General features: G+C 27.8%; 13 protein-coding genes. 7 read left to right on the plus strand and 6 right to left on the minus strand.

Going from position 1 to position 16,941, the window contains the following annotated elements:
• Positions 1-33 precede the first annotated feature (33 nt).
• From QIA22_RS03470 to murD, 3 genes are all read left to right on the plus strand, one after another.
• Positions 34-1,383, plus strand: a complete 1,350-nt coding sequence (locus tag QIA22_RS03470; RefSeq protein WP_301612204.1) for an MATE family efflux transporter — start codon at positions 34-36, stop codon at positions 1,381-1,383.
• A gap of 165 nt (positions 1,384-1,548) precedes the next feature.
• The gene (locus tag QIA22_RS03475) at positions 1,549-2,895 is read left to right on the plus strand and encodes an MATE family efflux transporter (protein WP_301611797.1); all 1,347 of its coding nucleotides are present in this window, start codon (positions 1,549-1,551) and stop codon (positions 2,893-2,895) included.
• Positions 2,896-2,913: 18 nt separating this feature from the next.
• Positions 2,914-4,269 carry a UDP-N-acetylmuramoyl-L-alanine--D-glutamate ligase gene (gene murD / locus QIA22_RS03480; RefSeq protein WP_301611798.1) on the plus strand — a complete coding sequence of 452 codons (1,356 nt, stop codon included), beginning with the start codon at positions 2,914-2,916 and terminating at the stop codon, positions 4,267-4,269.
• On the opposite strand, the gene QIA22_RS03485 is transcribed toward murD, so the two are convergent.
• Positions 4,266-5,309 carry a lipid II:glycine glycyltransferase FemX gene (locus tag QIA22_RS03485; RefSeq protein WP_301611800.1) on the minus strand — a complete coding sequence of 348 codons (1,044 nt, stop codon included), beginning with the start codon at positions 5,307-5,309 and terminating at the stop codon, positions 4,266-4,268. The genes murD and QIA22_RS03485 overlap by 4 nt on opposite strands.
• A gap of 5 nt (positions 5,310-5,314) precedes the next feature.
• On the minus strand, positions 5,315-7,519 hold the full coding sequence (metG, locus tag QIA22_RS03490) for a methionine--tRNA ligase (RefSeq protein ID WP_301611802.1): 2,205 nt from the start codon (positions 7,517-7,519) through the stop codon (positions 5,315-5,317).
• A 158-nt stretch (positions 7,520-7,677) separates the two neighbouring features.
• Between metG and QIA22_RS03495 the strand changes: the two genes are divergently transcribed.
• Entirely contained in the window at positions 7,678-8,472 is a 795-nt protein-coding gene (locus QIA22_RS03495) for a 5'-methylthioadenosine/adenosylhomocysteine nucleosidase (RefSeq protein ID WP_301611804.1), read from the plus strand.
• A gap of 107 nt (positions 8,473-8,579) precedes the next feature.
• A complete protein-coding gene (gene pta / locus QIA22_RS03500) occupies positions 8,580-9,617 on the plus strand; it encodes a phosphate acetyltransferase (RefSeq protein WP_301611806.1) in 1,038 nt (345 codons plus the stop codon).
• On the opposite strand, the gene rsmA is transcribed toward pta, so the two are convergent.
• Together rsmA and QIA22_RS03510 are read right to left on the minus strand one after the other, a co-directional pair.
• A complete protein-coding gene (rsmA, locus tag QIA22_RS03505; RefSeq protein ID WP_301611807.1) occupies positions 9,600-10,445 on the minus strand; it encodes a 16S rRNA (adenine(1518)-N(6)/adenine(1519)-N(6))-dimethyltransferase RsmA in 846 nt (281 codons plus the stop codon). The two genes, pta and rsmA, sit on opposite strands and share 18 nt — an antisense overlap.
• Positions 10,446-10,481: 36 nt before the next feature.
• Positions 10,482-11,732: a ComEC/Rec2 family competence protein gene (locus QIA22_RS03510; RefSeq protein WP_301611808.1), complete on the minus strand. Its 1,251-nt coding sequence runs from the start codon at positions 11,730-11,732 to the stop codon at positions 10,482-10,484.
• A 115-nt stretch (positions 11,733-11,847) separates the two neighbouring features.
• Here QIA22_RS03510 and QIA22_RS03515 point away from each other — a divergent pair, with 115 nt between their 5' ends.
• Together QIA22_RS03515 and QIA22_RS03520 are read left to right on the plus strand one after the other, a co-directional pair.
• Complete coding sequence (locus QIA22_RS03515) at positions 11,848-12,561, plus strand: CPBP family intramembrane glutamic endopeptidase (RefSeq protein ID WP_301611809.1); 714 nt, start codon at positions 11,848-11,850, stop codon at positions 12,559-12,561.
• Positions 12,562-12,586: 25 nt separating this feature from the next.
• On the plus strand, positions 12,587-14,524 hold the full coding sequence (locus QIA22_RS03520; protein WP_301611810.1) for an AMP-binding protein: 1,938 nt from the start codon (positions 12,587-12,589) through the stop codon (positions 14,522-14,524).
• A gap of 28 nt (positions 14,525-14,552) precedes the next feature.
• Here QIA22_RS03520 and argS read toward each other — a convergent pair whose 3' ends face one another.
• Both argS and QIA22_RS03530 read right to left on the minus strand, forming a co-directional pair.
• The gene (argS, locus tag QIA22_RS03525; RefSeq protein WP_301611811.1) at positions 14,553-16,310 is read right to left on the minus strand and encodes an arginine--tRNA ligase; all 1,758 of its coding nucleotides are present in this window, start codon (positions 16,308-16,310) and stop codon (positions 14,553-14,555) included.
• Positions 16,303-16,929, minus strand: coding sequence for a hypothetical protein (locus tag QIA22_RS03530; RefSeq protein WP_301611812.1), 627 nt, complete (start codon positions 16,927-16,929; stop codon positions 16,303-16,305). Before QIA22_RS03530 ends, argS begins: the two co-directional genes overlap by 8 nt.
• Between the last annotated feature and the right edge of the window lie 12 nt (positions 16,930-16,941).

Consider the following 16,941-nt stretch of genomic DNA (forward strand, 5'->3'; position numbering starts at 1 on the left):
AGTAATAAATAAAGGAGATTGTATACAAGAAATATGATCAAAAAGTTTAAAAATTATGATCAGATAATAAAAGAGCTCTTTATTATAGCTATTCCCACAGCTTTTGAATCGCTTTTATTTCAAATGGTAACTTTTTTTGATAATTTCATGATCTCCTATTTGGGTTCTTTTCACGTTACAGGAGTTTCTTTAGCAAATAGAGTAACTTTTCTTTTTTTCATTATTGTGTTTGGACTTGGTACAGCTTTAAGCGCTTACGTGTCCCAAGCAATTGCAAAAAAGAAGTTTCTTCAAATAAGACAATCTTTTGCTTATATATTATCAATTGGAACTACAATAGGAATAATTTTTTTTATATTTTCATTTCTTTTCCCAAAAAACATTATCAAACTATTTACAGCTAATCAGAATTCTTTAAATTTTGGATCAGAGTATTTAAAAATTATTTCATTGTCCTATGTTTTAATGGCATATTCTTTTTTATCGGCTATGGGGTTTAAAAGTGCTAAAGAAGTAAAAATACCTTTATATGTTACTTTTATTGTTGTTTTAATAAATATTATTTTTAATTATATTTTTATTTTTGGTTTTAGCATGGGAATAAAAGGTGCTGCATATGCTACTTTGCTTGCTAGAAGTGTTGAGTTTATTTTTTATTTTTTATATAGTCTGATAAACAGTAATTCATATTATAGGATTAAGTTTAGTGATTTTTTTGTTTCAAAGGTAGTTACTAGGGCTAATTTAAAACTGATTATACCCGTTTTGTCTCACGAGATTTTTTGGGTTTTGAGTATAACTATTTTACATGCATTTTATGCCCGTGTTGGGAGCATTGAATACGCTTCATTTGCTATTGCATCAAATCTTTTTGACATTTGCTTTGTGTTGCTTCATGGCATGGGGCTAGCAACAGGGGTTGTTATTGGGCATTTAATGATTTATGATAAGAAACATGTCAGATCGGTTGGATTTTTTTTATCTTTTTTGGGATTTCTTTTAGGTATTTTTGTAGTTATTTTGCTTATTGGAATATCGGGCTTTGCACCTTATATTTTTAGCAATTTAGATTCTCCCGAACTTGTTAGCGTGTTTATCTATGTTTTTGCAAGTATTGTAGTTTTTAAGGCCTTTACAGCACAAGTTCTTGTTGGGGTTTTTAGGGCTAGTGGCGTACCAAATGTTTGTTTTTTTATTGAATCGGGGGTAATTGTTTTTTATACGCTCCCAGTTGCTTATTTATTAGTGTTTTATACAAATTTAAGTTTGCCAATAGTGGTTTTTGTTGTAAATCTGGAAGAGATCATTAAGAATGTGTTTATCATAATTGAATTTTTTCACGATGATTGGATACGCGAGATTGAGTATGAAGAGCTTGTTTGAGTATGGGAGGGGTAGCGTGATATATTTAGTGTTAATAAAAATTTTAATGATTTTAGTGAATCCAAAATTAATTCCGAATACTGATTTAAAAGCAATTTCTTTTGTTTTATTGTAGGTTCTGGTATTTGTCTTTAAAAAATCTTGATTTTTTATTTGGAGAAGTTTATGTATTCATTAAGTGCATCAAAAAAAGATAAAATTTATAAAGATCTTCTAAAAATTGCAATTCCAACTGCTATTGAGTTTTTTTTATTTAATTTTATTTCCCTTACAGATAATGCTATGGTTGCATATCTTGGTGATTATCCTGTCGCAGGAGTTTCTCTTGCAAATAAATTTTTTGAGCTGTTTGTTACTATTGGGTTTGCTATGGTAGGGGCTTACAATATAATAGCTACAAGGCAATATAATCAGGGGGATTTTAAGAGCTTTAGAAATACATTTTTTATTAGTATATTTACTATTATTTTATTTTCTTTCCCGTTTGTATTTATTTCCAGAGTGAGCCCCCTTTTTTTACTTAGATTGATTTCTAGTGATGCACAGGCAGTTTATTATGGGGCTATATATTTAAACATAGCTATTTTTTCTTTTGTATTTGCAATTATAAAAGGGCTTGTTGCTAATGCTCTTAAGGTTGTTGAAATTGTTAAATTTCAAGTTTACATTTCTGTTTTTTCAGTTTTTTTGAATTTTATATTAAATTACATTTTTATTTTTGCTTTTCATATGGGTGTCGTTGGAGCTGCTATTGCAACAACAGTTGTTCGTGCCTTTGAGCTTATTGTTTATCTTGTTTATACAGTGTTTAACAAGAAGTCAATTTTAAACCTTAAGCTTAATGATTTAAATATTAACATTAAGCTGTTTGTTCAGTTAATTAAATTTTTTATTCCAATCCTTTTAAATGATTTTATTTGGTTTTTTGGATATCTTGTTTTGACGTCAATTTTTATAGGAATTGATATTCATAGATATGCTGCTTACAGCATATCTTTTTCTGTTTATTTTATTATCTTTAATATAATTAATTCCTTTTGTATTTCTTTAAATATTATGATGGGCTATGAAATGCATAATAGTAAAAAAGAAGTCATGAAAGTTGCAATTTATTTAGGTAAAATTGGCTTAAAACTTGCTTTTTTAACATCTTTTGCGTTGTTTGTGTTTTCATTTTTTGCTCCTTATATTTTTTATACATTGAAATATTCGCAACTTATAGGAACTATTTTAAGGTATTCTTCTGTTTCTGCCTTTTTTATGGCTCTTGCGTTTCAGTATCTTTTTGGATTTTTTCGTGCGGGAGCATCTCCAAGTTTTGGCGCTATAATGGAAGGTTCTGTAACTTTTGTTTATACCATTCCTATTGCTTTTGTTTTAGCAAATTATACAAATTTGCCTTTTGAAATTATTGTTTTTATTCCAGCTCTTGAGGATGCAATCAAACTTGCTATTTCTCTTCCTTATTTTTATAGTGAAAGGTGGATTAAATCTATTAAAACAGGCTGGTAGGTTTGATATAATCTTATTGTGCGCTTAGACGAAATTAAAAATTTAAAATTTTTAGTCATGGGTTTGGGTATTAATGGAGGAGGAGTAGCTCTTTCTAGATTTTTATTAAAGCATGGGGCAAAGTTAGTAATTACTGATCTTAAAAGTGAGGCAGAATTAGCTTTAAGTATTGATTCTTTAAGAGATTTAAATAATCAAATTAGGTATGTTTTAGGTAAGCATGATATAAACGATTTTAAAAATGCTGATATTGTTGTGAAAAATCCCAGTGTGAAGCCCAATAACAAATATTTAAAGTTTGCAAAACGAGTTGAAACAGATATTAGCTTATTTTTAATATTTAACAAAAATCCTATAATAGCTGTAACAGGTACTAAAGGTAAATCGACTCTTGTGTCTCTTTTGTATCAGGTTTTGAAAAAAAAATATCCAAAAGCAAAACTTGGAGGAAATATTGGCGTGTCTCCTTTGAGTTTTTTTGATCAACTTGATGGAAGATCTCCTGTGATTTTAGAGCTTTCTTCTTGGCAATTGCAATCTTTAGATAATTTTAATCCTATTCTTAGCATTATTACAAATGTTTACAACGATCATCAAAACTATTATTTAAATTTTGATGACTATATTATCGATAAGTCAAAAATTTTTGTAAATCAAACTTCAGGAATTGTGATTATTCAGGATAAGGCTTATTCCAAATATTTTTCAAAATTTAAATCAAAAGCCAAAGTTATTTTATTTTCCGAATCCAATTCTTGTGATTTTAATCAAGATATTTTTTATTGCAGTAAAGGCAAAGTATATTTTAATGACAACCTGATTGGAAGTTTTTCTGAGTCCCAAGTTGTTTTTATGATCCCCAAGTTTATTGCTTTTTTTGCCTCGCATTATTTAAATGTAGACCTTAATCATGCGTCTCAAATTTTAAATAATTTTAAAGGCATTGAGCATAGATTAGAGTTTGTTAGATTAGTTCAAAACGTAATGTTTTATAACGATACAGCTTCAACTATTCCTGAGTCTACGGTTTTATCTGTTAAAAGTTTAAAAACACATGATAACCACATTAATTTAATTGTTGGGGGAACCGATAAAGAGCTTGATTTTTCAAGTTTTAGCAAGATAATAAATATTGTGAAAACTTGGATCTTAATAAAAGGTAGTGCAACTTTAAAAATTATTAAGATTTTAGAAAAAAGTAGCATACAATATTTTGTATTTGATTCTTTAAAAGATGCAGTAAATTATTCTTTCAAAATTTCAATTCCAGGTGACATTGTATTATTTTCTCCTGCTAGTGCTTCTTTTGAGCTTTTTAATAATGAGTTTGATAGAGGCTTGCAATTCAAAAATTTGGTTAATATGCTTGATTAAATTTTTTTCCTTATTACTTTGTAATAAAAGTATCTGAGTTTTTCAAGATTTGCATAAATCCTATAAATAAAATTTTTGTAAGTAAAATCATAACAGCCAATTCTGTGAATAATATTTCCTCCAAATCCTGTTTTAAATCCATAAAGACCATATAAGGGGTGTTTTTTATTTGCAATTGGGGGAATTCCTAATAAATCATATTCTTTTATTTCTAATTTTTTTAAGATTTGTATTGCTTTAAATTGCACTGCGTAATTGGGCATTAAATTTCTATATTCATTGCTTGAAGCCCCGTAAAGATAGACTGCTTTTTCTTTGTAAATTCCAACTATTATGCCAGAAATAATTATGTTGTTGTAAAATGCAATTATCAATTTTATTTGTGCATTTTTGTCTTGTTTGAATATTTTAATGAGGTTTTGTATATATTCTTCTGAGTGAATAGTAAATTTATCTCTTTTACTAGTTTCTTTGTAAAGTTTGTAAAATTCATTTAAATGTTTAAATTCATCGTCCATTATTATATTTAGATTTTTTTTTGTGCTGAGCTTTATGTTGTATCTTGTTTTTTTTTTCATGTTAAGCAAAATATTCTCAAGGGAATTATTTAAGTTTAATATTATTGTGTTTGAGGGTTGTATGTCATCAAATGATTTTTTTAGGTATTTGATTTTAATTTTTAGTGGAAAGTATTTGTCATTTAGTGTTCTTTGATAGTAATACATTAAATCGAATCTTAAAAAAATTGTATTTTTATGTAAGTAAGGTTTTATTTTAATGCTAAATTCTTTAATGCTTTTACTGATTGTATCAATATTAATGTTTTCAAGAGTTTTGTTTGAGAATTCTGGATGTGGAATGTATGCTAAATAAAAATTTTTAAACAATCTTCTTTGCATTACAACAATTTTACCAAGAACATCGCTCTCAAATGCTAAGGCTTTCCAATTGTTGTTTTTTGTTGTTTTTATTAATGCCCACAGCTCGCTTTGAAGATAATTTTCTTCCATTTCTTTTGTTTTTATTTTTTTAATAGTCATTAATCTTAGCAAACTGTTCCGTTTGGAATATCTTTAGACAAAATTTTGTGCTTAGAATTTTCTAATATTAAATTTATCCCGTTTATTTTAAGCTCTCCGTTTTCTGTTACTATATTGGTTTTTAAAAATTTATTTATGTCAATTTTAGGTGGATAGGTAAGATCTTTGTTTTGATCGTTTTCAAGTATTATTCTCTCTCCAGCAATAGGATTTTGGATTGAATCTTCTACAATTAGAACTTTAAAATTTTTATTTTTGTCCTCAGCAGCTATTAGCATTCCTTCTGATTTTATTCCCCTAAACTTTGCAGGCTTTAAATTATCTACTATTATTATATGTTTTCCCAAAAGCTCTTCTTCTGTGTAATGCCCCTCAAGGCTGCTTACTATTTGTTTGTCCTTGTTAGTTCCATCATTTAGTTTTAATATGAATAAGTTTTTAGCTTCGGGATTCCTTTCTATTTTATTTATTTTTACAACTCTTAAGAGCACTTTTTCTCTAAACAAGTTTTCTGGCTGTTCTTTTTCTATAAGCAGATTTTCTGCTTGTTCTTTTTCTTTCATGTTTTTCTCTCCTGAATATTTTAGCTTTAAATTATTAATTTTTTTTTGCTCTAGTTTATTGAATAATATTTCTGTGAATTCAATTTTTTTAATTCCCGATTTAGTTCCAAGAATTTTGGTTGAAAATTGATAACTGTTGCCAAAGAATTGTTGTATCTTTTTGCTTGTTTCGGGAATGAATGGCATCATTAAAATAGATAAGTCTCTGATTAGGTATATTAAGTTTGAGATTAGTTCTTTTGCTTCTTGTGGAGAGCTGTCTTTTTTTTTCCATGGTTCGTTATCTTGAAATATTTTGTTTCCAAGGGACGAAATTTTAAGTATTTCTTTGAGTGCAGATTTTAGTTCTGTCTTTTTAAAAAGATTTAGTATTTTACTATATTTTGGTGTTATTTGTCTCCAAAATTTATTTTGAATTTCTATTGTTTCTATTACATCTCCAAAGAATTTTCTTTGAAATGTTAATACTCTGTTTACAAGGTTTGAAAAATTATCAATAAGCTCTGTATTTACTCTTTCCATGAGATCTTGCCACATAAATTGAAAATCAGATTTTTCAGGTCTGTTATAATAAATATAAAATCTCCAAATATCAGAAGGGATTCCTGTGGTAATAGCATCGTTTCCGAAAATTCCTGTTCCTTCTGATTTTGAAAATTTAAGATTTTCGTAATTTAAGTATTCGCTTGATGAGAGTTGATTTAATGTTGTCCAATTTTCTTCACTTCCAATTTCTATGCAAGGGAATATAATTGTATGAAACAATATATTGTCTTTCCCAATAAATTGTACAAGATTTACTTGATCATTGTTTTTCCACCAAGATTTCCAATTTTTGACAATGTTTTTGGTAATTGAAATGTATCCTATTGGAGCATCAAACCACACATAAAATACTTTATTTTCATAACCCTTTTTAGGCACAGGAATTCCCCATTTCAGGTCTCTTGTAATTGCTCTTTCTTTAAGGCCATCTCTTAAAAAAGCTTTTGTCATTTTAAGGGCATTGGTATTCCAATTCTTGTTAGTATCTGGATTTTTTATCCATTTTTCAAGTTTTGTTTTTATTTTGGGAAGATCTAAATAAAGATGATTGGTTTTTTTCAAAATAGGTGCATTTTTGCAAATTATGCATTTTGGATTTATTAGGTCTGTTGGATTTAGAAGCTTAGAACAGTTGTCGCACTGATCTCCTTTAGCCATGCTTTGGCATTCTGGGCATTCTCCTATTACATATCTATCGGCTAAGAACATTGAATCTTTATTGCAAAAAAACTGTTCAGTTTCTCGCTCTTTAATATAACCGTTTTTTTCTAATTGTAGAAAAAAATTTTGTACAATGTCTTGATGGTGCTTGTTAGTCGTGCGACCGAAGATATCAAATTCAATATTGAACCATTTGTAAATTGATTTATGTATTTCATAATATTTATTGCAAAGTTCTAAAGGGGTAGTCTTTTCAATTAAGGCTTTGGTTTCTGTGGCTGTTCCATATTCATCTGTTCCGCAGATATAAAGAGTTTCAATTCCTGACATTTTCGAATATCTTGCAAAAGCATCAGCTGATAGTACTTGAACTAAATTTCCAAGATGAGGTATGTTATTAACATAGGGTAGAGCAGCTGTAATTAGATTCATTTTTTTCATTCAATTTCCCCTTTTTTTAAACTATTAATATTGTAATACGGATAGGATATTTTTTTTCAATTTCTTTGGCGAAAATTCTTTCAAAAATAATCTGGTTTTGACTTTTTTTTGTAAAATAATGATATAAGTATTTTTTTACTTATAAGGAGTGCAAGTTTATGAATAATTGTTTAATAAAATTTTTTCTTTTTTTATTAGTTTTTTCAAACGGGTATGTTGCTTTTTCTAAAAATGTCAATGTTTTAATAATAACCGCTATGGATTCTGAATTTGAGCAGATAAGTAAGCTTATGTCTAATAAAGAAGAAATAGTGCTTAAGGAGTATAATCTTAATAAAAAGATTTTAAAGGGAAAGTTGTCTAATCGCAATGTTATGGCTGTTGTTTGTGGGATTGGCAAGGTTAATGCGGGTGTGTGGACTGGTTATATTTTGTCAAAATATAATATAAGTCATGTAATTAATTCTGGAGTTGCTGGTGGTGTTGTTAGTGCTAAATACAAAGATATTAAAGTTGGGGATGTGGTAGTGTCTTCAGAGGTTGCATATCATGACGTTGATTTGATTAAATTTGGACATAAGGTGGGACAGCTTATGGGATTGCCTCAAAAATTTATTGCCAATAAGAATTTGATCAAGAAAGCCACAGAGGCTGTTAAATCAAAGGTTGGAGACTCTAATGCATATTCAGGATTAATAGTTTCAGGAGACCAGTTTATTGACCCAAATTATATTAATAAAATTATAGGAAACTTTAAAGATGTAATAGCTGTTGAGATGGAAGGCGCAGCAATAGGGCATGTTGCTCATATGTTTAATGTACCTTTTATAGTTATTAGGTCAATATCTGACATTGTAAATAGAGAAGGAAATGAAGTTGAATATAGTAAATTTGCTAAATTAGCAGCTTTTAATTCAGCTAAAGTTGTACAAGAAATTTTAAGAATTCTATAAGAAATATTAAATTTTGTAATTGAAAATCATGTATAAAAAAGACATTTTTAAATAAAAATGTCTTTTTTTATGCATTTGTCAATTTATGTTATATTCTTTTTTATAAGGTGTTTTGTTTAAAAGATTATGTTTTCAAGAAGGCAAGAATATTCGCAAAAGAGAATAAGCCTAGGGCTAATATAGTTTTTCCTGAAAGTGCTGATTCTAGAATTTTAAAGGCAGCTGTTATTGTTTTGCAAAAAAATCTTGCAGATTCTATTATTTTGATAGGCAAAAAAGATCCTATTATTAATTCTTTAAAAGAATTTTCTAATTGTAATGATATTTTAGAAAGAATAGAAGTTGTTGATCCAAATTCTTTTTCAGATATTGAAATGTATTTGGATGAATATTGGAGTTTGCTAAAATCAAAAGGAGCTACTAAGCAAAGTTTAAAGACCCAAGTTTTAGATGAAATTACTTTTGCGATGCTTATGGTAAGACTTGGTTATGCTAAGTCTTGTGTTTGTGGAGCGATTTCAACATCTGCTAAGGTTTTGTCTAATGCTTTAAGAATAATCCCCAAGTTGGAAGGTGTTAAGATTATATCATCTTTTATGATTATGGATACTTTAAGTATTGCTCGTAATGTTGATTTTTGTTTTGGACATGATGGAATCTTATTTTTTGCAGATTGTTCTGTAGTAGTTAATCCCGATTCTTTAGAGCTTGCAGAAATTGCATTGCAAAGTGCTAAATCTTTTAAAGATATTTTAAATGCAAAGCCCAAGGTTGCTCTTTTAAGCTTTTCAACAAAAGGGTCTTCTAGTGCTAAAGAAACTGAAAAAGTAAAGAATGCTTTAAATATTGTTAAGAATAAAGAGAGTGAGTTGCTTATTGATGGAGAGCTTCAACTTGATTCAGCTATAATAAAAGATGTTGCAGAGAAAAAATGTAGAAAATCTTTAGTAGCGGGCTCCGCTAATGTTTTAATATTTCCCAATTTAGATGCAGGCAATATTGGTTATAAATTAGTAGAGAGATTTGCTTTTGCTAAAGCTTACGGCCCCTTTTTACAAGGATTTTCCAAGCCCATTAGCGATCTTTCAAGGGGCTGCTCTGTTGATGAGATTGTATTTGCAAGTGCTTTAATGATAAGCATTTAAAGTGTTGGAAATTTGTATAAATTCTTCAACAGAAATGTTTTCAGGCCTTTTGTCTAAATATTCTTTTAAAAAATTTGCTCTCAAAGTAGCTTTATTTGCGACGAAATTAATAATAGTGTTTTTTAATTTCTTTCTTCTACTTGAAAATACAGTTCTAATCAACTTGTTGAATTCTTTGAAGTCTTTTATGTTGTTTTTTTTAGGAATTAATTTTAGTGTTGTAGACTTAACTTTAGGTGCAGGATAAAAATTGTTTTCTCCTATATCTAATATTTTAATTGCCTTGAAGTGTGATTGTACTAAGACTGTAAATGAAGAATAGTTTTTGCTATTTATTTTTGCAGTTATTCTGTCGGCTAATTCTTTTTGCACTGTGAATACCATTTCTTTTAAAAAGTTTTCTTCAATTAATTTAGATATTACTTTTGATGCAATATTGTATGGCAAATTTGAAAATATTTTATCAATGTTTTGATTTTCGTTTTTGTATTTTTTTAAAAAATCCCCTTTTATCAATTTAAAGTTTTTTAATTTTCCAAATTTTTCATTTAATATTTCTGAATATTTTAAGTCAATTTCAAATACGGTTAAAAGATTAGTTTTTTTTAATAGAATTTCAGTCATTGCGCCAAGTCCTGGACCAATTTCCCAGATTTTTTCATTTTCTTTTATGTCCAAGCTTTCTATTATTTTTTGCCTTATGTTTCCGTTTATTAGATAGTTTTGTCCCCACAATTTTCTTGGAGCGATTTTTTTTTCTTTTAATGTTTGTTTTATGCTAGCTATACTGTTATAGTTGATGTTCATAGATAAAAGAGATAGTATCATATTATTCTTAATAATGGCAGTTATTTTTAAATTATTTTAATTTTTTTTAGTTTCGTTATTATAAATAATATAAGTTATAAGAATAATGCTTAATATTAAAAATATAGGCATTTGATGATGCTTGACTATAAAGAATTTGCTAAAAAATGTTGCTGTAATTTTTATTGTTTGGAATATGTAGGCATTGATAAGGTCAAGGAGAAAAAACAAATTTAAGCTTGAAAAGTAAGTTATTAAGCTTAATATTGTTATTGCTAAAAAAATTAATATTAATGGAATAATTATTAAATTTGACAATATTGAGATTGGCGCTAGATCAAAATTATTAACATAAATTACTGGTGAGGTGAATATTTGAATAAAAAATGTTGTAAGCATTGATGATGCTAGTCTGTTAAGCCCGTATCTATTTTTTAGATGAACTGATACTGATATCCCTATTGTTGCAAGATAGGAGATTTTAAATCCTATTGAATTTAGTGTTTCGGGGAATAAAAAAGCATTTATTATAAAACTAATAGATGTGCAGCTTATTAAATTAATTTTGCCGTAAATCAGTTTGTATATTATAAGAGATTCTGTCATTAGAAATGCTCTTAGCGTTGAAGGTGCAAATCCAGTTAATATTAGATAATTTAATAAAATTATGCTTAATATTAAGTATTTTAATTTTTCATTTGTGATTATTAAAAGCAAATAGTAACTTATTAAACTTATTAGATAAAAATGTAGTCCAGATACTACTAAAATGTGGGCAATTCCTGCATTTTGAAATAATGTTTTTTCATATTTTGTTATTTCTGATTTTATATTCAAAACTATTGCCTTTGAAAAATGGGAATAACTAGGATTTAATGTAGTAAAAAAATTGTTTAACGTGTTTGTGTATTTTTCTCTAAGCTTGGCAAAAAAGGTCCTTTTAATAAGTTTTATTTTTTGATTTTCAATTTTAATGAAATCTCCTATTTTGTAAATATTTTCAATATTTTTGAAGCTAAATTTGTATGTATTTGATTTATTGTCAATTACTTCTATAATGGTTTTTGAATATTTTTTAAAATTTTTAATGTTTGTTATTTGGTAAATATTTTTTTTTAATGTTTTAAAATTTAATCTAGCTTGAAAGCCTAATAACAATATTGTGCAAAAAATAAAACTAAGTGCTAAGTGTTTGTTATTTTTTATAATAAAAAATAATGCTAGTATTGTGTTAAAATGAATTAAATTGAGTTTTAAATAGTATTGAATTGATAAATTAAGTGAAACAAGGACAAATATTAAAATCATTTATAATATTCTTATTTTTATTTAGAGATAATTATATTTTGAATTTTAATTTGTTTTTATTAATCAATCAATAATCATTCGTTGACAATTAATAATTATTTAATTAAAATACTTTATGCAATTGTTAAAAAATAAATATTCATTCAAGCGAGCCTTGCTTGATCTTTTTTTGGCCTACATCATTGTTTATTTGGCATCTCCTTTTGAAAATGTTAATTCAGAATTTTGGAATGTTGATAAAAATCATTTTTATTTTTGGATTTCAAGATCTTTTTTAATTATTTTTATAATTTATTTTTTTAAACTTACCAGTTCTTATAATGATTTTAGAGTAGAGTTTTTTATTCCTAAATTTAAATTTATTTTTATTTGGGAGTCTGTTTTAATTTTTATTAAAACAATATTGACCGCAATGATAGCCATTTTTTTAATAGCTTTTTTACTTGAATATCTGTTACCAGAATCGGTACTTGTCTATTATTTCCAAAACAATGCTGGATTTAATTGGAAGATTAGCAGTAAAAAAGCATTTTTTTTAATGACTTTTACCTCTTTTTTTACAGGAGCTTTTGAAGAGCTTTTTTACAGGGCTTTTGTTATTACCAAGTTTACACAAATGGGATTTTCTGTTGTAGTTACCGCTATTCTTAGTAGTATGTTTTTTGCTTATGGGCATTTATATTATGGAATTTTGGGATTTTTGGTTACATTTATATTAGGGATATTTTTTGCTTTTATCTATTTAAGGTATAAAAATGTATATTATGTGATTTTTATACATAGTTTTTATAATATTATTGTTAGCAGCCTGTTGCTTTTTTTAAATTAATTTTAAATTGTTATGAGGGGGATTTATGAGTGATACTGTGCCTAAGCGTTTTAAAGAGGCGGTGGCTCTTTATAGTGAGCTTGATATTTTTATATATAAGGAAGGGGAATCGAAAAGTTTTAAGAAGCAAATATATGCTGATTTTTGGAATGAGACAAAAAGAGTGGCTTCTGGGCTTTTGCATTGTGGCATTAAAAGGGGTGAAAAAGTTGTAATTATTTCTGATTCTAGAAGAGAATGGATAATAATCGACGTTGCTACTTTGGGGTTAGGCTGCATTGATGTTCCTAGGGGAAATGATTCTTCTGAGGATGAATTAACTTATATCATTAACCATTCTGAATCTACTTTTATTTTTGTTGAAAACAATAAGCAACTTCACAAAGTTTTATCCAAAAAGCATGATCTTAGATTGGTGAGATGTATTGTTGTTATTGATGATGATAAATCTTATGAAGAAAAAATGGGCAATATTACTGTATTTTCTTATAAAAAATTATTAGAACTTGGGGCTGAGTATTTAAGAGCTAATCCAAAATCATTTGATATGGAGATTGAAAAAGGTTCTTCAAAAGACATTGCAACTATAATATATACTTCTGGTACAACAGGTATGCCAAAAGGAGTAATGTTGAGACATGAATCTTTTATTTTTCAATTAGATAGACTTTATGATTATCTTCCAACGCTTAAACCCGGCAAGATAATGATTTCAATTCTTCCCCTTTGGCATTCTTTTGAGCGGGCTTGTGAATATATAGTTGCTTTAAAGGGCATAGCAATTGCATATTCAAAGCCCATAGGCCCTGTGTTATTAAAAGATTTTTTACTTTTAAATCCTCAAATGATTATTTCTGTGCCTAGAATTTGGGAAGGTATAAGAATAGGTATTATTAAAAAGGTATCGGAATCTTTTATTAAGAAGCTTGTGTTTGGAGGCTTTTTAAAAATTGGAATTATTTATGCAAAGCTTAAAGAGAGATTTTTAGGGCTTTCTCCTATTTATAAAAAAACCAATTTATTTATTTTACTTTTTTCCAAAGTATTTTTATTTGTTGGGATTGTTTTAATTTTTCCTATTAAATTATTAGGCGATATTTTAGTGTTTAAAAAAATAAAAAATGCCCTTGGACAAAAATTTGAATTTGGAGTTTCTGGTGGTGGAGCATTGGTTGATTATGTTGATTATTTTTTTAAGGCTGTAGGAATTAAAGTTCTTGAAGGTTATGGCCTTACTGAAACGGGCCCTATTTTGAGCGTTAGGCGCCTTAAGAGCCCTGTAGCAAAAACCGTAGGGCCTATTTTGCCAGATGTTGAATACAAAGTAGTTGGATTTGATGGCAATGTTTTGTCTTATGGAGAAAAAGGCGAGCTTTGGGTAAGGTCGCCACAGATAATGAATGGCTACTTTAAGGATAAGACCAAGACAAATGAAGTTTTAACAGAAGATGGTTGGTTTAACACTGGGGACTTGGTTAGATTAACAATTAATAATGAAATTTCAATTGTTGGTAGAAGTAAAGATACAATTGTTCTAAGAGGTGGGGAAAATATTGAGCCTGAGCCTCTTGAGAGAGTTTTGGGCAAATCTTTGTTTATTGAAAATATTATGATTGTTGGCCAGGATCAAAAATTTTTGGGGGCCGTTATTGTGCCTAATTTTGATAATCTTGAAAAGTGGGCAAATTCCAGTGGAGTGTCTTTTTCTTCTAGAAGTGATTTATTAGCCAATGAGGACGTTAATAAGCTTTATTCTAAGCATATTTCAGACACTATTAATACCAAATTAGGTTTTAAAAATTTTGAAAAAATAGCAGGCTTTGTTTTACTTCAGGATCCTTTTTCAATTGGAGAAGAGCTTACCAATACTCTTAAGTTAAAAAGATATTATATATCCCAAAAGTATGAAGATAAAATAAAATTAATTTTTAGCAAAAGCGACTTAGATTTAAATGGATATTAGACAAGAAAATATTGCAATATTTTCTTGTCTACATTTTTAACATATAGGGGATATTGAGTAGATACATGCAATTTTTTATTGTTTGTAGTATGGCTTTTAAAAATTCGATTCTTGCGGCTGTTAAATCAGCATTGTTTATGTCTATTACTTTAACTTCTTGATAGTACGTGCTAAAATGCTTTGCAAGCGAGTATGAATAGCTAGTAAGTATTGAAGGGTTTAAATCTTTTGCTGCCTTGATTATATTTTCTTCTAATTCTGATATAATTTTAATAATTTCCCACTCTTTTTCATGTTTTAAAAGTTCAAAATCAATTTTTTCTATTAAAGGAATATAAAGTGCATTGTATTTTTCAAGAATGCTATTAATTCTTGCTCCAACATATTGGATATATGGCCCAGAATTTCCCGTAAAAGATAAGCTTTCTTTTTTATTAAATACAATATCTTTATGTATAGCTGATTTTAGCAGATAATAGTGAATTGCTCCTAGTGCAATATTTAAAGCATTTTTTCTAGCACTCTCTTTATTCTCAATTTTTTGTGTAATTTCAGGCACTATTGATTCCATTAGCTCTAAGATTAAATTATCCGCGTCAATTACATTGCCTTCTCTTGATTTCATTTTGCCATCAATAAGATTAACCATTCCATGTGATAAATGAATAAGCTTTTTGTTTTTAGAAATTCCTAATTTTTCTGATACAAAAAATAAGCTTTTGAAGTGCTGAATTTGTTCACTTCCAACTACATAAATCATTTCTTCAAAGTTAAATTCTTTTGTTCTAACTGTTATATTTCCTAAATCTTGGGTAAGATAAATAGATGTTCCGTTTGGTCTTATGAGTACTTTTTGTTTTATTTTAGCGTCTTCTTTTTCGCTTGAGTCTAAGGGTAAGTCAATGCATATTGCGCCATCTTCTCGTTTATAACAAAATCCTTTTTCAAGCCCTTCTAACACTACATTTTTCCCAATTTCAAAAATTTCACTTTCAAGGTAAATTTTATCAAATGAGGTGTTTGTAATTTTGTAAGTTTCTTTTATTCCTTCAATTGCCCAGTTATTTAGTTTTTTCCAAAGTTCAATTGTGCTTGTATCTTTTTGTTCCCATTTTAAAAGCAGATCTTGAATTTCTTTTTCAGCATTTTCATTTTCTTGTGAGTATTCGTTGTATTTAACATAAAAATCGCCAATTAAATGGTCTCCTTTTTTAGAAGCTTTTTCAGGGGTGATGTCATTTCCAAATTTTTTGTATGCAAGCATTGATTTGCAGATATGCACTCCTCGGTCATTTATTAGGTTTATTTTTGTAATTTTTGCACCTACAGCCTTTAATATTCTTGACAGACTTTCTCCTATTACGTCATTCCTAAGATGTCCCACATGCAGTGGCTTGTTTGTATTTGGCGATGAAAACTCTAATATTATTTTTTTATTGTCTAGATATTTGCTTGTTCCATAGTTATCTTTTTGGGCATTTACCATTTGTATTGTATTTTTTATATATTCTTTTCTAGGAATTTTGATGTTTAGGTAAGGTCCCATAGCTTTAATTTCGTATTTAGCCTTAAGGATTTTTATTATTTCTTCAGAGATGGTTTCAATAGGAAGTTTCAAAGTTTTGCTAAGCTCAAATATTAATATAGAAATATCTCCCAGATCACTTTTTGGAGGTTTTTGAATATTTATATTGATATTATTTAGCTTTATGTTATTTGATAATGCTAGATCGGCAACTATAATGCTAATTTCGTCTTTAATCTTTTTTTTAACACCTTTATTCATTTTTTTCCTCTTTAACACTTTTAGTAATTTTTTTCTCTTTAACACTTGTTAGTATATTGATTAATAGTAAAATTAAAGACGCTACAATAAAAATGTTTGAGCTATGAGGTGACATTTTTGTATTTGTAAGCTCCTTTATTATAGTTATTTCATTGTTAAAAAGCTTTAAATTTCCTGTGCTTAATATTTCTCTAATAAGTGAGGTTGTTGAGCTTAAGGCAATGAAAATTAAAATTGGAATTTTAGAATATTTAATTACCATTGATGGATTTTTTAAGGTCTTAAAAGGTTCATTTTTATGAAATGATATTATTATGGCTATTAAAATGGGTATTGAAAATTTAAATTCTTTGTATAGTGTTGGTGTTAAATAGAACATGAATAAGTAAGTTAGACTGGTAAAAATTCCTATTATTAATAGATATATCCCTAATATATGGCTTTTATATTTTTTCAGTTCTATTTGATTGATTATTAGGGCAGGAAGTATAATGCATATTGAAATCCAAACAGATGCAATACTAGCATCTAAAAAGTTTTTTGTATAAGCAAAAATAGGAAATAACATTAAATGGCTTTTAAGATATTTTTCAGTATTATAAAAAGTTTTTTTTTGCATATTATTTCCTTT

It is taken from the genome of Borreliella kurtenbachii (genome assembly GCF_030437945.2).
GTDB classification, from domain to species: Bacteria; Spirochaetota; Spirochaetia; order Borreliales; family Borreliaceae; genus Borreliella; species Borreliella carolinensis.

Coding starts and splice junctions, on each gene's coding strand:
- metG (WP_301611802.1), bottom strand. CDS start 7,519: ATGAAAAAAATGAATCTAATTACAGCTGCTCTACCCTATGTTAATAAC.
- QIA22_RS03510 (WP_301611808.1), bottom strand. CDS start 11,732: ATGATTTTAATATTTGTCCTTGTTTCACTTAATTTATCAATTCAATAC.
- QIA22_RS03495 (WP_301611804.1), top strand. CDS start 7,678: ATGAATAATTGTTTAATAAAATTTTTTCTTTTTTTATTAGTTTTTTCA.
- argS (WP_301611811.1), bottom strand. CDS start 16,310: ATGAATAAAGGTGTTAAAAAAAAGATTAAAGACGAAATTAGCATTATA.
- QIA22_RS03520 (WP_301611810.1), top strand. CDS start 12,587: ATGAGTGATACTGTGCCTAAGCGTTTTAAAGAGGCGGTGGCTCTTTAT.
- QIA22_RS03475 (WP_301611797.1), top strand. CDS start 1,549: ATGTATTCATTAAGTGCATCAAAAAAAGATAAAATTTATAAAGATCTT.
- QIA22_RS03470 (WP_301612204.1), top strand. CDS start 34: ATGATCAAAAAGTTTAAAAATTATGATCAGATAATAAAAGAGCTCTTT.
- QIA22_RS03485 (WP_301611800.1), bottom strand. CDS start 5,309: ATGACTATTAAAAAAATAAAAACAAAAGAAATGGAAGAAAATTATCTT.
- rsmA (WP_301611807.1), bottom strand. CDS start 10,445: ATGATACTATCTCTTTTATCTATGAACATCAACTATAACAGTATAGCT.
- QIA22_RS03515 (WP_301611809.1), top strand. CDS start 11,848: ATGCAATTGTTAAAAAATAAATATTCATTCAAGCGAGCCTTGCTTGAT.
- QIA22_RS03530 (WP_301611812.1), bottom strand. CDS start 16,929: ATGCAAAAAAAAACTTTTTATAATACTGAAAAATATCTTAAAAGCCAT.